Annotated in this window: 13 protein-coding genes, 2 tRNA genes and 4 rRNA genes; 11 read left to right on the top strand and 8 right to left on the bottom strand. The window is 53.9% G+C overall.

Features of this window, described 5'->3' with window-relative positions; all coding sequences use genetic code 11:
* The first annotated feature begins 6 nt into the window (after positions 1-6).
* The 4 genes from ACP4QI_RS20120 to ACP4QI_RS20105 are packed head-to-tail and all read left to right on the top strand — an operon-like array spanning position 7 to position 2,194.
* Entirely contained in the window at positions 7-561 is a 555-nt protein-coding gene (locus tag ACP4QI_RS20120; protein ID WP_142487319.1) for a DNA topoisomerase family protein, read from the top strand.
* Positions 554-1,126: an L-threonylcarbamoyladenylate synthase type 1 TsaC gene (gene tsaC, locus ACP4QI_RS20115; RefSeq protein ID WP_426496014.1), complete on the top strand. Its 573-nt coding sequence runs from the start codon at positions 554-556 to the stop codon at positions 1,124-1,126. Before ACP4QI_RS20120 ends, tsaC begins: the two co-directional genes overlap by 8 nt.
* Before the next feature lie 4 nt (positions 1,127-1,130).
* Positions 1,131-1,949 carry a shikimate dehydrogenase gene (gene aroE / locus ACP4QI_RS20110; RefSeq protein WP_426496013.1) on the top strand — a complete coding sequence of 273 codons (819 nt, stop codon included), beginning with the start codon at positions 1,131-1,133 and terminating at the stop codon, positions 1,947-1,949.
* The gene (locus ACP4QI_RS20105; protein WP_285131654.1) at positions 1,946-2,194 is read left to right on the top strand and encodes a DUF1488 family protein; all 249 of its coding nucleotides are present in this window, start codon (positions 1,946-1,948) and stop codon (positions 2,192-2,194) included. The genes aroE and ACP4QI_RS20105 overlap by 4 nt, the downstream gene beginning before the upstream one ends.
* On the opposite strand, the gene ACP4QI_RS20100 is transcribed toward ACP4QI_RS20105, so the two are convergent.
* A complete protein-coding gene (locus ACP4QI_RS20100; protein ID WP_142487315.1) occupies positions 2,170-2,724 on the bottom strand; it encodes a gamma carbonic anhydrase family protein in 555 nt (184 codons plus the stop codon). The two genes, ACP4QI_RS20105 and ACP4QI_RS20100, sit on opposite strands and share 25 nt — an antisense overlap.
* 471 nt (positions 2,725-3,195) lie before the next feature.
* Between ACP4QI_RS20100 and ACP4QI_RS20095 the strand changes: the two genes are divergently transcribed.
* The 6 genes from ACP4QI_RS20095 (at position 3,196) to rrf (ACP4QI_RS20070) (ending at position 8,468) form a co-directional block, all read left to right on the top strand.
* Positions 3,196-4,737 (top strand): 16S ribosomal RNA (locus ACP4QI_RS20095).
* A gap of 87 nt (positions 4,738-4,824) precedes the next feature.
* A tRNA-Glu gene (locus ACP4QI_RS20090) sits at positions 4,825-4,899 on the top strand.
* A 211-nt stretch (positions 4,900-5,110) separates the two neighbouring features.
* Positions 5,111-8,016: ribosomal RNA gene (locus ACP4QI_RS20085) — 23S ribosomal RNA — on the top strand.
* Between the two features lie 92 nt (positions 8,017-8,108).
* Positions 8,109-8,224 (top strand): 5S ribosomal RNA (rrf, locus tag ACP4QI_RS20080).
* A gap of 14 nt (positions 8,225-8,238) precedes the next feature.
* Positions 8,239-8,314: transfer RNA gene (locus ACP4QI_RS20075), tRNA-Thr, on the top strand.
* A gap of 38 nt (positions 8,315-8,352) precedes the next feature.
* Positions 8,353-8,468, top strand: a 5S ribosomal RNA gene (rrf, locus tag ACP4QI_RS20070).
* The 16S, 23S and 5S rRNA genes sit together here with 2 tRNA genes alongside, the layout of an rRNA operon.
* Positions 8,469-8,568: 100 nt before the next feature.
* Here the strand turns inward: rrf (ACP4QI_RS20070) and ACP4QI_RS20065 are convergent.
* The 7 genes from ACP4QI_RS20065 to ACP4QI_RS20035 form a co-directional block, all read right to left on the bottom strand.
* Entirely contained in the window at positions 8,569-9,327 is a 759-nt protein-coding gene (locus ACP4QI_RS20065) for an amino acid ABC transporter ATP-binding protein (RefSeq protein WP_032614613.1), read from the bottom strand.
* A 7-nt stretch (positions 9,328-9,334) separates the two neighbouring features.
* The gene (locus tag ACP4QI_RS20060) at positions 9,335-10,438 is read right to left on the bottom strand and encodes an amino acid ABC transporter permease (protein WP_426495805.1); all 1,104 of its coding nucleotides are present in this window, start codon (positions 10,436-10,438) and stop codon (positions 9,335-9,337) included.
* A gap of 9 nt (positions 10,439-10,447) precedes the next feature.
* Positions 10,448-11,629, bottom strand: coding sequence for an amino acid ABC transporter permease (locus ACP4QI_RS20055; RefSeq protein WP_156264753.1), 1,182 nt, complete (start codon positions 11,627-11,629; stop codon positions 10,448-10,450).
* A 68-nt stretch (positions 11,630-11,697) separates the two neighbouring features.
* Positions 11,698-12,723: an amino acid ABC transporter substrate-binding protein gene (locus ACP4QI_RS20050; RefSeq protein ID WP_142487311.1), complete on the bottom strand. Its 1,026-nt coding sequence runs from the start codon at positions 12,721-12,723 to the stop codon at positions 11,698-11,700.
* Between the two features lie 418 nt (positions 12,724-13,141).
* A complete protein-coding gene (locus ACP4QI_RS20045; protein ID WP_142487310.1) occupies positions 13,142-13,363 on the bottom strand; it encodes a lipoprotein in 222 nt (73 codons plus the stop codon).
* Positions 13,364-13,681: 318 nt separating this feature from the next.
* On the bottom strand, positions 13,682-16,795 hold the full coding sequence (locus tag ACP4QI_RS20040) for an efflux RND transporter permease subunit (RefSeq protein WP_426495731.1): 3,114 nt from the start codon (positions 16,793-16,795) through the stop codon (positions 13,682-13,684).
* A gap of 10 nt (positions 16,796-16,805) precedes the next feature.
* A complete protein-coding gene (locus tag ACP4QI_RS20035; protein WP_142487308.1) occupies positions 16,806-17,945 on the bottom strand; it encodes an efflux RND transporter periplasmic adaptor subunit in 1,140 nt (379 codons plus the stop codon).
* Positions 17,946-18,339: 394 nt separating this feature from the next.
* Here ACP4QI_RS20035 and envR point away from each other — a divergent pair, with 394 nt between their 5' ends.
* Entirely contained in the window at positions 18,340-18,987 is a 648-nt protein-coding gene (gene envR, locus ACP4QI_RS20030; protein ID WP_156264751.1) for an acrEF/envCD operon transcriptional regulator, read from the top strand.

The raw sequence follows: 18,987 nt of genomic DNA, 5'->3' as shown, positions 1-18,987 counted from the left end.
GTTGTTATGGCCAAATCAGCACTATTTACGGTGCATAAAAACGAGCCCTGCCCGCAGTGCGGGGCAGAGCTTGTTATCCGGTCCGGTAAGCACGGGCCGTTTCTCGGTTGTTCACATTATCCAGACTGTGATTATGTCCGTCCCCTGAAAAGCCAGGCGGATGGGCATATTGTTAAAGTTCTGGAGGGACAGGCATGCCCGCAATGTGGCGGCGATCTGGCGCTACGTCAGGGCCGTTTTGGCATGTTTATCGGCTGCAGCCGCTATCCTGAATGCGATCACACTGAACAAATTGATAAACCCGATGAAACAGCCTTAGCCTGTCCGCAATGCGACAGCGGCCATCTTGTTCAACGGCGTTCACGTTATGGTAAGACATTCTACTCCTGCAATCGGTATCCTGAATGTCAGTTCGTTACCAATTTCAAACCGGTGGCGGGGAGTTGTCCTGAGTGCCACTACCCGCTACTTATCGAGAAGAAAACGGCGCAAGGCACGAAGCTTTTTTGCGCCAGTAAACAATGTGGAAAGCCGGTTTCGGCGGATCAAAAAAGTGAATAATAACCTGCAATCAGGCTCCATTGCGCATGCGGTGGACGTACTGAATAACGAAGACGTCATCGCTTATCCAACAGAAGCTGTTTTTGGGGTGGGATGCGATCCCGACAGCGAAATTGCCGTAACGCGCCTGTTAACACTCAAGCAGAGACCGGTTGAAAAAGGGCTGATTCTCATCGCTGCCAGTTTCGAACAGCTTAAACCTTATATTGATGACTCCACGTTGACGTCAGCGCAGCGTGAGACCATTTTTGCGGCCTGGCCGGGTCCTGTGACCTTTGTATTCCCGGCTCTGCCAACAACGCCGCGTTGGCTGACGGGACGGTTTGATTCACTCGCCGTTCGCGTGACAGACCATCCATTGGTGATCGAACTCTGTAATCGTTTTGGTAAACCGCTGGTCTCTACCAGCGCCAATCTGACGGGCTTGCCTCCGTGCCGCACTTCAGAAGAGGTGTTGGCGCAGTTTGGTGACGATTTCCCTGTGGTTATCGGTGAAACCGGTGGCCGCCTGAATCCGTCAGAAATCCGTGATGCTTTGACCGGCGAACGTTTTCGCCAGGGGTAATCAAATGGAAGCATACGCCGTTTTTGGTAATCCAATCGCTCACAGCAAGTCACCGTTTATACATCAGCAGTTTGCGCAGCAGCTGCGGATCGAGCACCCGTATGGTCGTGTGCTTGCGCCTGTTGATGCCTTTGTGACGACGCTGGATAGCTTCTTTGCTGGTGGCGGAAAAGGGGCCAATGTCACCGTGCCTTTTAAAGAGGAGGCATTCGAGCGCGCCGATGAGTTAACGGAGCGTGCGTCCCTGGCAGGCGCTGTGAATACCCTTAAGCGGCTTGAAGATGGTCGGATTCTGGGGGACAACACGGACGGTATTGGCTTACTGAGCGATCTGGAACGCCTGTCATTTATCAAACCTGGCGCACGTATTCTGCTGATCGGTGCGGGTGGTGCTTCGCGTGGGGTGATCCTCCCGCTGCTCTCGCTGGATTGCGCAGTGACCATTACCAATCGTACTTATTCCCGTGCGGTAGAGCTGGCCACCCTGTTTGCCCATACCGGCAGTATTCACGCAGTAGCCATGGACGACCTGAGCGGGCATGAATTTGATCTGATCATTAATGCAACCTCAAGCGGTATTGCTGGCGACGTTCCCGCCGTTCCCTCTTCATTAGTTAACGCGCAGGTTCACTGCTATGACATGTTCTACCAAAAGGGCAAAACGCCTTTTCTGAACTGGTGTGAACAGCAAGGCGCAAAACATCTCGCTGATGGGCTGGGGATGCTGGTGGGGCAGGCCGCACATGCCGTAATGCTGTGGCACGGTGTATTGCCTGCAGTAGCTCCGGTTATTGAAAAGCTTAAACAGGAACTGTCAGTATGAATCAGGCGATCCAGTTTCCGGATCGGGAAACGTGGGACGATGAAAACCTGGCCGTCTGTTTTCCCGCTCTGGTGCATGGCATGCAAATGATGTGTGCTATTGAAGGGGCAACGCTGGTGCGTCGTTTTGGCGACGGTCTTCCACTGGATCTTTTTCGCGAACATCGCTGGGATCTGGAAGAAGAAGCCAGCGATGTGATTCGCGCGGGTGAAGAAGACGATCAGGGATGGTTCTGGCTCTGCTGATCCAGATAGTCATTCTTCCATTTAACATAGTTATTGGCTGAATACTTCAGACCTTCCTTTTCCGCTTCCGTCAGGGGGCGGATCTGTTTTACCGGACTGCCTAAATAGAGAAAGCCACTTTCCAGCCGTTTGTTTTGCGGCACCAGACTCCCGGCACCAATCATCACCTCATCTTCTACTACTACCCCATCCAACAAAATCGATCCCATACCCACCAGAACGCGATTGCCAATCGTGCAGCCGTGCAACATCACTTTGTGGCCGACAGTTACTTCTTCGCCAACGATCAGTGGATTGCCTTCGGGGTTATAAGAGGATTTATGGGTGACATGCAGTACGCTGCCATCCTGAATATTGGTGCGTGCGCCAATAGAGACGTAGTTAACATCGCCGCGTATAGCGACCAGGGGCCAGATACTGACGTCATCGTCCATTCGGACATCGCCAATGACCACACTACTGCTGTCGATCATGACGCGATCGCCTTGTTTAGGGAAAAGATCTTTATAGGGACGGAGTACTGCGGACATATCAACCTCTACTAATGAGCACTATATAGAAGACTGTGATCCTATTATTCGGCTTGATCAAGGGAGAATTGCGTCATTATTTGAGCGGATCGCGTGGGATTTCGGCGAAAAGAACGAAAAAAGAACAGTCGGCAGAAAAGATCGAAAAAATGCTTGTGCTAAAAACTGGGATCCCTATAATGCGCCTCCATCGACACGGCGGATGTGAATCACTTCACACAAACAGCCGGGTCGGTTGAAGAGAAAAGCGAAAATAAACGCTTGACTCTGAAAGAGGAAAGCGTAATATACGCCACCTCGCAACGGTGAGCGAAAGCCGCGTTGCACTGCTCTTTAACAATTTATCAGACAATCTGTGTGGGCACTCAAAGTGACATGGATTCTTAACGTCGCAAGACGATAAATGAATACCAAGTCTCTGAGTGAACATACGTAATTCATTACGAAGTTTAATTCACGAGCATCAAACTTAAATTGAAGAGTTTGATCATGGCTCAGATTGAACGCTGGCGGCAGGCCTAACACATGCAAGTCGAGCGGTAGCACAGAAGAGCTTGCTCTTCGGGTGACGAGCGGCGGACGGGTGAGTAATGTCTGGGAAACTGCCTGATGGAGGGGGATAACTACTGGAAACGGTAGCTAATACCGCATAATGTCGCAAGACCAAAGAGGGGGACCTTCGGGCCTCTTGCCATCAGATGTGCCCAGATGGGATTAGCTAGTAGGTGGGGTAACGGCTCACCTAGGCGACGATCCCTAGCTGGTCTGAGAGGATGACCAGCCACACTGGAACTGAGACACGGTCCAGACTCCTACGGGAGGCAGCAGTGGGGAATATTGCACAATGGGCGCAAGCCTGATGCAGCCATGCCGCGTGTATGAAGAAGGCCTTCGGGTTGTAAAGTACTTTCAGCGAGGAGGAAGGCATTGTGGTTAATAACCACAGTGATTGACGTTACTCGCAGAAGAAGCACCGGCTAACTCCGTGCCAGCAGCCGCGGTAATACGGAGGGTGCAAGCGTTAATCGGAATTACTGGGCGTAAAGCGCACGCAGGCGGTCTGTCAAGTCGGATGTGAAATCCCCGGGCTCAACCTGGGAACTGCATTCGAAACTGGCAGGCTAGAGTCTTGTAGAGGGGGGTAGAATTCCAGGTGTAGCGGTGAAATGCGTAGAGATCTGGAGGAATACCGGTGGCGAAGGCGGCCCCCTGGACAAAGACTGACGCTCAGGTGCGAAAGCGTGGGGAGCAAACAGGATTAGATACCCTGGTAGTCCACGCCGTAAACGATGTCGACTTGGAGGTTGTTCCCTTGAGGAGTGGCTTCCGGAGCTAACGCGTTAAGTCGACCGCCTGGGGAGTACGGCCGCAAGGTTAAAACTCAAATGAATTGACGGGGGCCCGCACAAGCGGTGGAGCATGTGGTTTAATTCGATGCAACGCGAAGAACCTTACCTACTCTTGACATCCAGAGAACTTAGCAGAGATGCTTTGGTGCCTTCGGGAACTCTGAGACAGGTGCTGCATGGCTGTCGTCAGCTCGTGTTGTGAAATGTTGGGTTAAGTCCCGCAACGAGCGCAACCCTTATCCTTTGTTGCCAGCGGTTAGGCCGGGAACTCAAAGGAGACTGCCAGTGATAAACTGGAGGAAGGTGGGGATGACGTCAAGTCATCATGGCCCTTACGAGTAGGGCTACACACGTGCTACAATGGCGCATACAAAGAGAAGCGACCTCGCGAGAGCAAGCGGACCTCATAAAGTGCGTCGTAGTCCGGATTGGAGTCTGCAACTCGACTCCATGAAGTCGGAATCGCTAGTAATCGTAGATCAGAATGCTACGGTGAATACGTTCCCGGGCCTTGTACACACCGCCCGTCACACCATGGGAGTGGGTTGCAAAAGAAGTAGGTAGCTTAACCTTCGGGAGGGCGCTTACCACTTTGTGATTCATGACTGGGGTGAAGTCGTAACAAGGTAACCGTAGGGGAACCTGCGGTTGGATCACCTCCTTACCTTAAAGAACCTGCCTTTGCAGTGCTCACACAGATTGTCTGATGAAAAGTAACGAGCAAGACGGCTGCGAAGTCGCGACACATCGTGTCCCCTTCGTCTAGCGGTTAGGACTCCGCCCTTTCACGGCGGCAACAGGGGTTCGAATCCCCTAGGGGACGCCACTTGCTGGGTGTGAGTGAAAGGCACAACCAATCAGTATCTCAAAACTAACTCTCTGAGTTACGTTTGAGATATTTGCTCTTTAAAAATCTGGATCAAGCTGAAAATTGAAACGACACGCCGTGTCTGTTCTCCGTAATAAGAGCAGATAAGCGGTGTGTCAGAGTCTCTCAAATTTTCGCAATCATGAAGTGAAACATCTTCGGGTTGTGAGGTTAAGCGACCAAGCGTACACGGTGGATGCCTAGGCAGTCAGAGGCGATGAAGGACGTGCTAATCTGCGATAAGCGTCGGTAAGGTGATATGAACCGTTATAACCGACGATTTCCGAATGGGGAAACCCAGTGTGACTCGTCACACTATCGTTAAGTGAATACATAGCTTAACGAAGCGAACCAGGGGAACTGAAACATCTAAGTACCCTGAGGAAAAGAAATCAACCGAGATTCCCCCAGTAGCGGCGAGCGAACGGGGAGCAGCCCGGAGTCTGAATCAGCATGTGTGTCAGTGGAAGCGTCTGGAAAGTCGCAGGGTACAGGGTGATACTCCCGTACACGAAGATACACTTGCTGTGAACTCGAAGAGTAGGGCGGGACACGTGGTATCCTGTCTGAATATGGGGGGACCATCCTCCAAGGCTAAATACTCCTGACTGACCGATAGTGAACCAGTACCGTGAGGGAAAGGCGAAAAGAACCCCGGCGAGGGGAGTGAAAAAGAACCTGAAACCGTGTACGTACAAGCAGTGGGAGCACCCTTGTGGTGTGACTGCGTACCTTTTGTATAATGGGTCAGCGACTTATATTCTGTAGCAAGGTTAACCGTATAGGGGAGCCGAAGGGAAACCGAGTCTTAACTGGGCGTTAAGTTGCAGGGTATAGACCCGAAACCCGGTGATCTAGCCATGGGCAGGTTGAAGGTTGGGTAACACTAACTGGAGGACCGAACCGACTAATGTTGAAAAATTAGCGGATGACCTGTGGCTGGGGGTGAAAGGCCAATCAAACCGGGAGATAGCTGGTTCTCCCCGAAAGCTATTTAGGTAGCGCCTCGTGAACTCATCTCCGGGGGTAGAGCACTGTTTCGGCTAGGGGGCCATCCCGGCTTACCAACCCGATGCAAACTGCGAATACCGGAGAATGTTATCACGGGAGACACACGGCGGGTGCTAACGTCCGTCGTGAAGAGGGAAACAACCCAGACCGCCAGCTAAGGTCCCAAAGTCATGGTTAAGTGGGAAACGATGTGGGAAGGCACAGACAGCCAGGATGTTGGCTTAGAAGCAGCCATCATTTAAAGAAAGCGTAATAGCTCACTGGTCGAGTCGGCCTGCGCGGAAGATGTAACGGGGCTAAACCATGCACCGAAGCTGCGGCAGCGACACTATGTGTTGTTGGGTAGGGGAGCGTTCTGTAAGCCGTCGAAGGTGTGCTGTGAGGCATGCTGGAGGTATCAGAAGTGCGAATGCTGACATAAGTAACGATAAAGCGGGTGAAAAACCCGCTCGCCGGAAGACCAAGGGTTCCTGTCCAACGTTAATCGGGGCAGGGTGAGTCGACCCCTAAGGCGAGGCCGAAAGGCGTAGTCGATGGGAAACAGGTTAATATTCCTGTACTCGGTGTTACTGCGAAGGGGGGACGGAGAAGGCTATGTTGGCCGGGCGACGGTTGTCCCGGTTTAAGCATGTAGGCGGAGGTTCCAGGTAAATCCGGAGCCTTACTAACGCTGAGGTGTGATGACGAGGCACTACGGTGCTGAAGCAACAAATGCCCTGCTTCCAGGAAAAGCCTCTAAGCATCAGGTAACATCAAATCGTACCCCAAACCGACACAGGTGGTCAGGTAGAGAATACCAAGGCGCTTGAGAGAACTCGGGTGAAGGAACTAGGCAAAATGGTGCCGTAACTTCGGGAGAAGGCACGCTGATGTGTAGGTGAAGCCCCTGCGGGTGGAGCTGAAATCAGTCGAAGATACCAGCTGGCTGCAACTGTTTATTAAAAACACAGCACTGTGCAAACACGAAAGTGGACGTATACGGTGTGACGCCTGCCCGGTGCCGGAAGGTTAATTGATGGGGTTAGCGGTAACGCGAAGCTCTTGATCGAAGCCCCGGTAAACGGCGGCCGTAACTATAACGGTCCTAAGGTAGCGAAATTCCTTGTCGGGTAAGTTCCGACCTGCACGAATGGCGTAATGATGGCCAGGCTGTCTCCACCCGAGACTCAGTGAAATTGAAATCGCTGTGAAGATGCAGTGTACCCGCGGCAAGACGGAAAGACCCCGTGAACCTTTACTATAGCTTGACACTGAACACTGGTCCTTGATGTGTAGGATAGGTGGGAGGCTTTGAAGCGTGGACGCCAGTCTGCGTGGAGCCATCCTTGAAATACCACCCTTTAATGGCTGGTGTTCTAACGTAGACCCGTTACCCGGGTTGCGGACAGTGTCTGGTGGGTAGTTTGACTGGGGCGGTCTCCTCCTAAAGAGTAACGGAGGAGCACGAAGGTTAGCTAATCCTGGTCGGACATCAGGAGGTTAGTGCAATGGCATAAGCTAGCTTGACTGCGAGAGTGACGGCTCGAGCAGGTGCGAAAGCAGGTCATAGTGATCCGGTGGTTCTGTATGGAAGGGCCATCGCTCAACGGATAAAAGGTACTCCGGGGATAACAGGCTGATACCGCCCAAGAGTTCATATCGACGGCGGTGTTTGGCACCTCGATGTCGGCTCATCACATCCTGGGGCTGAAGTAGGTCCCAAGGGTACGGCTGTTCGCCGTTTAAAGTGGTACGCGAGCTGGGTTTAGAACGTCGTGAGACAGTTCGGTCCCTATCTGCCGTGGGCGCTGGAGAATTGAGGGGGGCTGCTCCTAGTACGAGAGGACCGGAGTGGACGCATCACTGGTGTTCGGGTTGTCATGCCAATGGCACTGCCCGGTAGCTAAATGCGGAAGAGATAAGTGCTGAAAGCATCTAAGCACGAAACTTGCCCCGAGATGAGTTCTCCCTGACTCCTTGAGAGTCCTGAAGGAACGTTGAAGACGACGACGTTGATAGGTCGGGTGTGTAAGCGCAGCGATGCGTTGAGCTAACCGATACTAATGAACCGTGAGGCTTAACCTTACAACGCCGAAGCTGTTTCGGCGGATTTGAGAGATTTTCAGCTGATACAGATTAGTCACTGCGCCTGCGGGCGGGGTGAACAACAGAATTTGCCTGGCGGCTGTAGCGCGGTGGTCCCACCTGACCCCATGCCGAACTCAGAAGTGAAACGCCGTAGCGCCGATGGTAGTGTGGGGTCTCCCCATGCGAGAGTAGGGAACTGCCAGGCATCAAATTAAGTGTGCTGATATGGCTCAGTTGGTAGAGCGCACCCTTGGTAAGGGTGAGGTCCCCAGTTCGACTCTGGGTATCAGCACCAGTTTTTAGGTTAAAGTTCGGCGCTTAGAAAAGAATTTGTCTGGCGGCTGTAGCGCGGTGGTCCCACCTGACCCCATGCCGAACTCAGAAGTGAAACGCCGTAGCGCCGATGGTAGTGTGGGGTCTCCCCATGCGAGAGTAGGGAACTGCCAGACATCAAACAAGTGAAAAGGCCATCCGAAAGGATGGCCTTTTTGCGTTTGCGCGATATAAAAATGCCAGACCCGGGGCGCAAAGCGCCACCGGGCAGGGTATTTAGTGAATAACCTGGGATAAAAACGCGCGCGTACGTTCTGATTTCGGGTGGGAGAAGAACTCTTCCGGCGGTGCCTGCTCGACGATTTCCCCGCGATCCATAAAGATCACCCGATCCGCTACGGTTCTGGCGAAACCCATCTCATGCGTCACACAGAGCATTGTCATTCCCGATTCTGCCAACCCTATCATGGTATCCAGCACCTCTTTCACCATCTCCGGATCCAGAGCTGAAGTGGGCTCATCGAACAACATAATTTTAGGTTTCATGCACAGAGAGCGGGCGATCGCCACGCGTTGCTGCTGCCCACCTGAGATCTGCCCCGGGAATTTATGGGCATGTTCTGCAATGCGTACGCGTTCCAGATAGTGCATGGCAAGCGCCTCCGCTTCCTTTTTCGGCATTTTACGCACCCAGATGGGCGCCAGGGTGCAATTCTGCAGCACGGTCAGGTGCGGGAATAAATTGAAATGCTGGAAAACCATGCCGACTTCCTGGCGAACACGCTCCACGTTACGGATATCATCGTTCAGCTCGATACCATCAACAACGATCCGTCCCTGCTGATGCTCTTCCAGATGGTTAATACAGCGGATAGTCGTGGATTTACCCGAGCCTGAAGGCCCACAAAGAACAATACGCTCGCCTTGTTTCACTTTCAGGTTAATGTCTTTCAGAACGTGAAATTGCCCGTACCACTTATTCACATTATCCAGGGTAATCATCGCGTCAGCGGGGGTCATAGTTATCTGGCTCATAGGTTCCTCAGTGCGGTGTACGCCCGGTGTTAAAGCGCTTTTCCAGATGCTGGCTGTAGCGCGACATGCTAAAACAAAAAATCCAGTAGATAAGTGCTGCAAAAACATAGCCTTCTGTCGACATACCGAGCCACGCCGGGTCAACGGTAGCCTGCTGCACGCTACTGAAAAGATCGAATAATCCAATGATGATCACCAGACTGGTGTCTTTGAACAGCGCGATAATGGTGTTCACCAGCCCGGGGATCACCAGCTTTAGCGCCTGCGGCAGGATCACTAATCCCTGGGTTTTCCAGTACCCCAGCGCCAGCGATTCGGCGGCTTCGTACTGGCCCTTAGGCAGCGCCTGTAACCCACCGCGTACGACTTCAGCCACATAGGCAGACTGAAAAAGAATGACGCCAAACAGGGCGCGGAGCAGTTTGTCGATGGTAGTGCCCTCCGCCATAAACAGCGGCAGCATCACCGAAGACATAAACAGCACCGTGATCAGCGGAACGCCGCGCCAAAACTCAATAAAAATCACCGAGAGGACGCGAACGACCGGCATGGTTGAGCGGCGGCCCAGTGCCAGCAAAATGCCTAATGGCAATGCGCCGGCGATCCCGACCGAGGCGATGATCAGCGTCAGCGTCAGACCACCCCACTGCCGGGTTTCCACCCGCTCAAGTCCCAGCATCCCGCCATACAGCAGGAACCAGACGATAAGCGGATAGACCACCGCCCAACAGGCGATGTACCGTCCCCGCTGCGGCATTCCTTTCCAGAACATCGGGATAATGGAGAGCAGCCCGACGAGCAGCGCAAGATTGATGCGCCAGCGCTGGTCGTGCGGGTAGAGCCCATACATAAACTGGCCGAAGCGCTGATGAATAAAGACCCAGCAGGCTCCCTCTTTCGTACAGTCGGCGCGGGTGGTGCCGACCCAGTTAGCCTGCAGAAACGCCCAGTTGAGCAGCGGCGGGATCAGCTCCCACATCAGCCAGAAGCAGAACAGGGTGAGCAGGCTGTTGCTCAAGCTGGAGAACAGATTTTTACGTGCCCAGAGAATAATGCGCCCGTTGCCGGTAGTGGCCGGACGCGCAGGGTGAGACAAGACGGCTTTTGTCATCATGGTTCCTTAGCGTTCAACCAGGGCGATGCGACGGTTATAGATATTCATCAGCAGGGAGATGGTCAGGCTGATAATCAGGTAGACCGACATGGTGATGGCGATAGTCTCGATGGCCTGGCCCGTCTGGTTAAGGACGGTGCCGGCAAACAGAGAAACCATATCGGGATAGCCAATCGCAGCCGCGAGGGATGAGTTCTTCACAATGTTGAGATACTGGCTGGTCAGCGGCGGAATGATGACCCGCAGAGCCTGGGGGATAATGACCTGACGCAGCGTGATCGGATTCGGCAGGCCGAGTGAGCGGGCGGCTTCATGCTGACCATGAGGTACGGCCTGGATCCCGGCGCGAATAATCTCTGCGATAAAGGCCGAGGTGTAGATCGAGAGTGCCAGCGTCAGAGCGGCCAGCTCCGGAATCAATACCATGCCGCCGCGGAAGTTAAAGCCCTGTAAATGCGGCACATCCCAGTGCATCGCCGGGCCCACAATCACGTGCGCCAGACCCGACAGGATCACCAGCAAGGCCAGCGTGACAGGCCAGGTGCGTCGTAGCTGCCCGGTTTTCATCTGATGCATGCGGTTGTAGCGGAACAGCCCGACTGAGACCACCGCCACACATCCCAGAGCCGCCAGCAGCGCCAACATCCCTTCGGCAATCTGCGGCGCTGGTATATACAAACCGCGATTGCTTAAGAAAGCCAGCTCGAACGCATCCACCGCCTGACGTGGCCCGGGCAGGTTGCGCAATACGGCGAAATACCAGAAGAAGATCTGCAGTAGCGGCGGAATATTACGGAAGGTCTCGATATAAAATGTGGAGAGCTTACGCAGCAGCCAGTTATCAGACAGGCGAGCGAGCCCAAGGAAAAAGCCCAGCAGAGAAGCAAAAACAATGCATAACCCGGAGACCAGCAGGGTATTCATCAGGCCGACCAGGAATACGCGGCCGTAAGTATCCCCTTCATCGTAATCAATTAAATGCTGAACGATGCCAAATCCCGCACTGCGGTCAAGGAAGGCAAAGCCCGAAGTAATGCCGCGTGTGCTCAGGTTAATAACCGTGTTATGGAACAGGTAGATCGCGACGGCCAGGACAGCGAGAACGGCGAGGATCTGGAACAGCCAGGCGCGAACCGCAGGATTGGAAAAGGAGAGGGCTCCTTTCAGGGCTAAGCGGCGATGGAACATAAAAAACCTCGGGTAACCATGACTCTGGACTGGGCACCGCACCGGCAGTGCCCGTTACAGCAAGCTGCTTAGCGTACTGGCGGTGCGTACTGGATACCGCCATTGTTCCAGAGGTTATTCTGACCGCGGCTGATCTTCAGCGCGCTTTCAGAGCCGACGTTGCGCTCGAAGATCTCAGCGTAGTTCCCCACCTTTTTAATGATGTTGTACGCCCATTTGTTATCCAGTTTCAGATCCTTGCCGTAATCCCCTTCTTTACCCAGCAGGTGGGCCATATCCGGTGTGGATGGATTGGCGGCTTTCTCATCGACGTTCTTCGAGTTGACGCCCATCTCTTCTGCGTTGAGCATGGCAAACAGCGTCCAGCGCACAACCGAGTTCCACTCCTCATCTCCGCGGCGTACCACCGGCCCCAGCGGCTCTTTGGAGATCACTTCCGGCAGAACGATCCACTCTGCCGGATTACTTAGCTTGATCCGCAGTGCGTACAGCTGGGACTGATCCGAAGCGAGGGTGTCGCAGCGGCCCGATTCCAGCGCTTTGGCGGATTCGTCAGAGCGGTCGAAAGTGACTGGCGTATATTTCATGTTGTTGGCTTTGAAGTAATCCGCGACGTTCAGCTCGGTATCAGTACCTGCCTGAATACAGACCGTCGCGCCATCCAGCTCTTTTGCACTCTTCAGGCCTGCTTTATTGTGGGTCAGGAAGCCAATGCCGTCATAATAGGTCACGCCGGTAAAGGACATGCCCATACCGGTATCACGGGACGAGGTCCAGGTAGTATTACGCGACAGCATATCCACTTCGCCGGATTGCAGGGCGGTAAAACGCTCTTTCGCCGTCAGCGGGGTATATTTCACTTTGGTGTCGTCGCCTAATACCGCGGCAGCAACGCCACGGCACACGTCGACATCGATACCGGAGAATTTACCGTTGGCATCTGCATAAGAGAAACCCGGCAGACCGTCGCTGATCCCACATTGCACAAAACCTTTCTGCTTAACGGCATCCAGAGTCGCACCCGCCTGAGCCTGGCCGGTCATTGCAACAAGCACACCTGCAGCGGCGAGGCTGGCCATCATCATCTTTTTCATAATGCATCCTGTGTGGCGAAAAATTATCGTTATAGTGAAGCGCTTATAAACGCTTTAACCTGTCTGTGGCTGTGGCCGACGTTAATAAAGCAAACGCGATGCCAGGTTTTGCATTTGACGTAATAAACGATTACGCAACGCGTAAAGCAGAGTGTAGACAGTGATAATTAAATCGAGCGCCCTGAAATGGTGCGAAATTACAACCTGCGCCACAAATCAGAGCAAAAGTCTGATTTAGAAAAGAGGAATTTAAGGGGCGTTTTATGGCGTGAATATTAGAAGTCAGCAAGCTGTGAATAACATCACGTCGCTGGATTGAAAAGAAAATAAAACAGCAAAAAGATGTGAGTAAATGCAGGTTTATTTATTAACCTAAATCGGAAAAAGCAAAAGCGCGAACGAATTCGCGCTTTCCGGATTACTTAGACACGGCAATGATGCCCAGCGTCAGGCCTGCAACAGCTGCTGCGCCACCGGCTATCGCCCCTGCAGTTTCCCAGTTGTCCTGTGTGGTCCCTTTCATACAGGTATTGGTATGAACCAGTCGGCCTTGATCGTCGTATGTCGGTACGCACGGAGAGTCGTGCGCGCAGCCCGCAAGTAACGCGGTAAGGAGTGCAACCGAAATGAATCTTTTCATGGTGTTACCTCAAAATGAAATCTAACTTTGCGATATAGTCAGTAAGGTCTTCTGCAAAGCTGATGGCTATATTACCACCGCTTAAAAACAGCCATGAAGAGTGAATAATCTCAAATTATTTGGATTGTAAAAAAGATGGAGGAATCCTTCTTACTAATGCCAATTATGGAGAGATAAGGGAGGCGGATTGATTAAATGTGCAAGTTAAAAATCGCAAGCAAACAATTCATTGGCGTGCTAATTAATAAGAAGAATATATAGGTAAAACGAATTTTTTGTTTATTATCATAAATAAAGGCGCCGAAGCGCCTTTATCGATTACTGTTCCTGATGACGCGTAAAGCGTCTGCGAACCACCACAAAGAAGACCGGCACAAAGAAGATAGCCAGCAGGGTGGCCGACAGCATGCCGCCCATCACCCCGGTACCGACGGCGTTTTGCGCGCCGCTGCCAGCTCCGTGGCTGATGACCAGCGGCATCACGCCGAGAATAAACGCCAGCGAGGTCATCAGGATCGGACGCAGGCGCATGCGGGATGCCTCCAGCGTGGCTTCAACAATGCCTTTCCCCTCTTTCTCCATCAGGTCCTTGGCAAACTCGACGATCAGAATGGCGTTCTTTGCCGACAGGCCGATAGTGGTGAGCAGACCCACCTGGAAATAGACATCGTTATTCAGCCCACGCAGGGATGCGGCCAGCAGGGCACCTACCACCCCTAAGGGCACCACCAGCATCACCGAGAACGGAATCGACCAGCTCTCATAGAGTGCAGCAAGGCAGAGGAACACTACCACCAGCGAGATGGCGTACAGGGCGGGTGCCTGGTTGCCTGACAGCCGCTCCTGGTATGACATCCCCGTCCAGTCGTAACCAATACCCGTAGGAAGCTTCGCCGCCAGTTGCTCCATTAACACCATCGCTTCACCGGTACTTTTCCCTGGCGCGGCCTCACCGAGGATCTCCATGGACGGGGTACCGTTATAGCGTTCGAGGCGCGGCGAACCGTAGATCCAGTGCGACTGGCTGAATGCCGAAAGCGGCACCATTTCACCGCTGGCGCTGCGAACATACAGGCGATTGATATCCTCGGGTAGCATCCTGAATTGCGCATCCGCCTGGACATAAACTTTCTTCACCCGGCCACGATCGATGTAGTCGTTAACGTAGGTCCCCCCCAGGGCGGTAGAGATGGTCTGGTTGATGTCCGACACGCTAACCCCCAGCGCCTGGGCCTTTTCCTGATCGATATCCAGCTTAAACTGCGGCGTATCTTCCAGACCATTAGGCCGCACGCGAACCAGCAGATCGGAGTGGGCTTTGATCATGCCCAGCAGCTGGTTTCGGGCCTGCGTCAGCTGGTTATGACCCAGGTTGGCCTGGTCAATCAGCTCAAAGTCAAAACCTGTCGCGGTACCCAGTTCGATAATGGCGGGCAGGTTAAACGGGAAAACCAGCCCATCTTTGATCTGGCTGAAGGCCCGCGTGGCACGGCTGACGATGGCCCCAACGCTGTTAGCGGCACCCGGGCGCTCCTCCCAGGGCTTAAGGCTGATAAACGCCACGCCGGCATTTTGCCCCTGGCCGCTGAAGCTGAAGCCGTTAACGGTAAAGACCGACTCGACGTTGGCTTTTTCGGTGGTGAGATAATAGTGCTCAACCTGATCCAATACCTGCTGAGTGCGGGTTTGGGTGGCGCCCGCCGGGAGCTGCACCATGGTCATAAAGACGCCCTGGTCCTCTTCTGGCAGGAACGAAGTCGGCAGGCGCAGGAACAGTACCGCCATGCCGCCGACAATCAGGACATAGATAACCAGGTAGCGGCCGGTCTTACGCAGAATATGGCTGACGCTGTTGCTGTAGTGCGCCACGCTCCTGTCGAACAGGGCATTAAACCAGCCGAAGAAGCCGCCTTTGTGCTCATGATGCTCGCCCGGCGCTTTAAGCAGGGTGGCGCACAGCGCTGGGGTGAGGATCAGCGCCACCAGTACGGAAAGCGCCATCGCGGAGACAATCGTCAGGGAGAACTGACGATAAATCGCCCCGGTAGAACCACCGAAAAAGGCCATCGGGATGAACACCGCCGACAGCACCATGGCGATACCGACCAGCGCCCCCTGGATCTGCGACATCGATTTTTGCGTTGCCTCTTTTGGCGGCAGCTTCTCCTCCACCATCACGCGCTCGACGTTCTCCACCACCACGATGGCGTCATCCACCAGCAAACCTATCGCTAACACCATGCCAAACATGGTCAGGGTGTTGATGGAGAAGCCAAACGCCGCCAGTATCGCGAAAGTGCCCAGCAGCACCACCGGCACGGCGATGGTCGGGATCAGTGTAGCCCGCAGGTTTTGCAGGAACAGGTACATCACCAGGAAGACGAGAATAATGGCTTCAAACAGCGTCTTCACCACTTCATGAATGGAGATCTTCACAAAAGGCGTGGTGTCGTAGGGGTAGACCACCTTCAGCCCCTGCGGGAAGAAGGTCTGCAGCTGCGCCAGTTTGCTTTTGATAGCCGCAGCGGTATCCAGCGCGTTGGCACCGGTGGCGAGCTTGATCCCCAGCCCGGTCGCCGCCTGGCCGTTAATTTTGGTCACCATGTTGTAGTTTTCACCGCCGGGCGCAATCCGGGCCACATCTTTCAGATGCACCATCGACCCGTCCTGATTGACCTTCAGGGTGATGTTGCCAAACTCTTCGGCGGTTTTCAGGCGCGTCTGGGCGATGATCGAGGCGTTGAGCTGTTGGCCCGGCACCGACGGCGTACCGCCCAACTGACCGGCGGCAATCTGGTTATTCTGGGTTTTGAGCTGATTGATCACGTCCAGCGGCGTCAGCTGATAGGCGTTCAGCTTATTCGCATCCAGCCAGATACGCATCGCATACTGCGCGCCAAATAGCTGCACATCCCCCACGCCGGAGGTGCGGCTGATGGCATCCTTGACGTTAGAGGCCACATAGTCAGAGATATCGTCCTGGCTCAGGTCCTTATTGTCCGAGACGAAGCCCGCTACCAGCAGGAAGCTGCTGCTCGATTTCTCCACGCCGATCCCCTGCTGCTGTACTTCCTGCGGCAGCAGCGGCATCGCCAGCTGCAGCTTGTTCTGCACCTGAACCTGGGCGATATCCGGGTCGGTACCCGACTGGAAGGTCAGGGTGATGGTCACGCTGCCCGCCGAATCGCTGGTGGAGGACATGTACATCAGATTATCGATGCCGTTCATGTTCTGCTCGATCACCTGGGTCACCGTATCCTGCACCGTCTGCGCGTCTGCGCCGGGGTAGGTCGCCGAGATCGCCACGGCAGGCGGGGCAATGGTGGGATACTGGGCGATCGGCAGCTTCAGGATCGCCAGCCCGCCCGCAATCATCAGGATGATGGCAAGAACCCACGCAAAAACCGGGCGCTGAATAAAGAAGTTGGCCATGCTCTGTTCCTTATCCCGCTTTCTGCGCGGCGGTATCTGGCGTTGCGATAACCGCGACGCCAGGACGCACTTTTTGCAGCCCGCTGACGATCACCCGATCGCCCTCCTGCAGGCCGTCAGCGATCAGCCATTGATCGCCAATTGCCTGAGGGGCGACAACGCTTCGCGCTTCGGCCTGATTTTTCGCATTCACCACCATCACGCTGGCCTCACCGCGTGGGGTGCGAGTGACCCCCTGCTGCGGCACCAGGATGGCGTGGGGCTGGGTGCCCTCATCAATGCGCGCCCGGACAAACATGCCGGGCAACAGGATATGCTGCGGGTTGGGGAAGATCGCCCGCAGGGTAATGGAGCCGGTGCTCTCGTCCACGGTGACATCGGAGAACTGCAGCGAGCCTTTCAGCGGGTACGGCTGCCCATTCTCCATCAGCAGCTGTACGCTGCTGGCACCATCGCCCGTCTGCAGGCTGGACTGCTTAAGACGCATAAAATCGTTGCTGGATTGGGTCACATCGACATAAATCGGATCCAGCTGCTGCACCGTAGCCAGCGCCGAGGCCTGGCCGTTCGCGACCAGCGCTCCTTCGGTGACGCTGGATTTGCCGATACGCCCGCTGATAGGGGATGTCACTTTGGTATAAGCCAGATTAATGCGCGCGGTCTCGACGGCCGCCTTGGCCGCAATCACCGAAGCATCGGCCTGCCGGGCGGTGGCAACGGACTGATCGTACTCCTGCTTACTGACGTACTGGGTGCCCATGAGCGGTAAATAGCGTTTCACGGTCAGGTGGGCGATGTTGGCAGCGGCCTGAGCTTTGGCCAGCTCGCCTGACGCACTGTCAAAGGCAGCCTGATAGGTGGCCGGATCGATCTGATACAGCGATTCCCCTGCTTTTACGTCGCTGCCCTCGGTAAAGTTACGCTTCAGGACAATGCCGCTCACCTGGGGGCGAACCTCTGCGACGCGATACGCATCGGTACGGCCTGGCAGTTCGGTGGTAACAACCAGCGGTGCGCTTTTCACAACATGGACCACAACCTGCGGTGAAGGCGGCTGCTGGGCTTGTTCACTGTGGTCATCACAACCCACGAGTAATGCGGCACCGATGATAAAACCGGATAAGGGTAAATACCTGAAATGAGGCGTCATGGCTATTCCTTCAAAATCATCAACCCGCATTAACCGACAGCGGTTAAGCGTTAAGAGGAGGTAAACAGAAAACGGCGGGCGCCATAATAAAGAATGGCCGGGCGGCTTTTTGATTTATAAGTGCGGAGAAAGAATTGAAGAGAAAAAAAACGGGGCTGAATGTGATTAAACAACGGGATAGCATTTCAGATTATGGATTCACATCCGTTTTGCTTTAGATGTACATATGTGTTTAATGAATGAAATCATATTCAAATATCATTGAGATCTATAAATTAAGCGCGTTGACGTTTTTTGTTCAAAATTATTTTCCGCAGTGATGGATAATTCACGTTCTGACGATTATCACCGTTGTTTGATAAATGTAATTAATCCGTTAATAGAGTGACTCCCTATGGCGCGCAAAACGAAGGCCGAGGCGCAGAAGACACGCCAGTTGTTGATTGAGGCAGCGATAGAGCAGTTTGCCGTACGGGGTGTGGCAAACACCACGCTGACCGATATTGCTGATGCCGCCAGCCTGACCCGGGGGGCCGTTTACTGGCATTTCAGCAGCAAAACGGAGATATTTAATGCCATCTGGCAGGAGCAATGCCCGCTGCGCGAGATAATCCGCGGTTTGTTATCTCAGGGAAAAGAGGACGATCCATTATTTATTTTACGTGAACTGTTTGTTACCGCTTTGCAATATATTGCCCGGGATCGTCGCCAGCGCACGCTATTGCAGATCCTGTATCACAAATGCGAATTTGAATCGGGCATGATTTCAGAATATGAAATTCGGGAGCGGATCGGCTTCAACTATGAAAACGTTCGCCAAATCCTGAAAAAATGCATTGCGGCAGGGCGTATTTCAACGCAGATCAATATCGATATGACGTTAATTGTTTTTCACGGCTTTTTTTGCGGGCTGATTAAGAACTGGTTAATGAGCCCGGAAAGGCTGGATCTGTATCAACAGGCCCCGGAGCTGGTGGATAACATCCTCTCGACGTTACCGGCGGCCCCGGCGGCGCGCCGGTTTTTTGAGGCCGCCTCGTAG

The sequence above is a fragment of the Leclercia sp. TB492 genome, assembly GCF_049974505.2.
Classification (GTDB): domain Bacteria; phylum Pseudomonadota; class Gammaproteobacteria; order Enterobacterales; family Enterobacteriaceae; genus Enterobacter; species Enterobacter adecarboxylatus_C.
The sequence above is the reverse complement of the archived record's forward strand: the minus strand, read 5'-3'. Positions and strand labels throughout refer to the sequence as shown.

Coding starts and splice junctions, on each gene's coding strand:
- aroE (WP_426496013.1), top strand. CDS start 1,131: ATGGAAGCATACGCCGTTTTTGGTAATCCAATCGCTCACAGCAAGTCA.
- ACP4QI_RS20105 (WP_285131654.1), top strand. CDS start 1,946: ATGAATCAGGCGATCCAGTTTCCGGATCGGGAAACGTGGGACGATGAA.
- envR (WP_156264751.1), top strand. CDS start 18,340: ATGGCGCGCAAAACGAAGGCCGAGGCGCAGAAGACACGCCAGTTGTTG.
- ACP4QI_RS20040 (WP_426495731.1), bottom strand. CDS start 16,795: ATGGCCAACTTCTTTATTCAGCGCCCGGTTTTTGCGTGGGTTCTTGCC.
- ACP4QI_RS20050 (WP_142487311.1), bottom strand. CDS start 12,723: ATGAAAAAGATGATGATGGCCAGCCTCGCCGCTGCAGGTGTGCTTGTT.
- ACP4QI_RS20060 (WP_426495805.1), bottom strand. CDS start 10,438: ATGACAAAAGCCGTCTTGTCTCACCCTGCGCGTCCGGCCACTACCGGC.
- ACP4QI_RS20065 (WP_032614613.1), bottom strand. CDS start 9,327: ATGAGCCAGATAACTATGACCCCCGCTGACGCGATGATTACCCTGGAT.
- ACP4QI_RS20055 (WP_156264753.1), bottom strand. CDS start 11,629: ATGTTCCATCGCCGCTTAGCCCTGAAAGGAGCCCTCTCCTTTTCCAAT.
- ACP4QI_RS20045 (WP_142487310.1), bottom strand. CDS start 13,363: ATGAAAAGATTCATTTCGGTTGCACTCCTTACCGCGTTACTTGCGGGC.
- ACP4QI_RS20120 (WP_142487319.1), top strand. CDS start 7: ATGGCCAAATCAGCACTATTTACGGTGCATAAAAACGAGCCCTGCCCG.
- ACP4QI_RS20100 (WP_142487315.1), bottom strand. CDS start 2,724: ATGTCCGCAGTACTCCGTCCCTATAAAGATCTTTTCCCTAAACAAGGC.
- ACP4QI_RS20035 (WP_142487308.1), bottom strand. CDS start 17,945: ATGACGCCTCATTTCAGGTATTTACCCTTATCCGGTTTTATCATCGGT.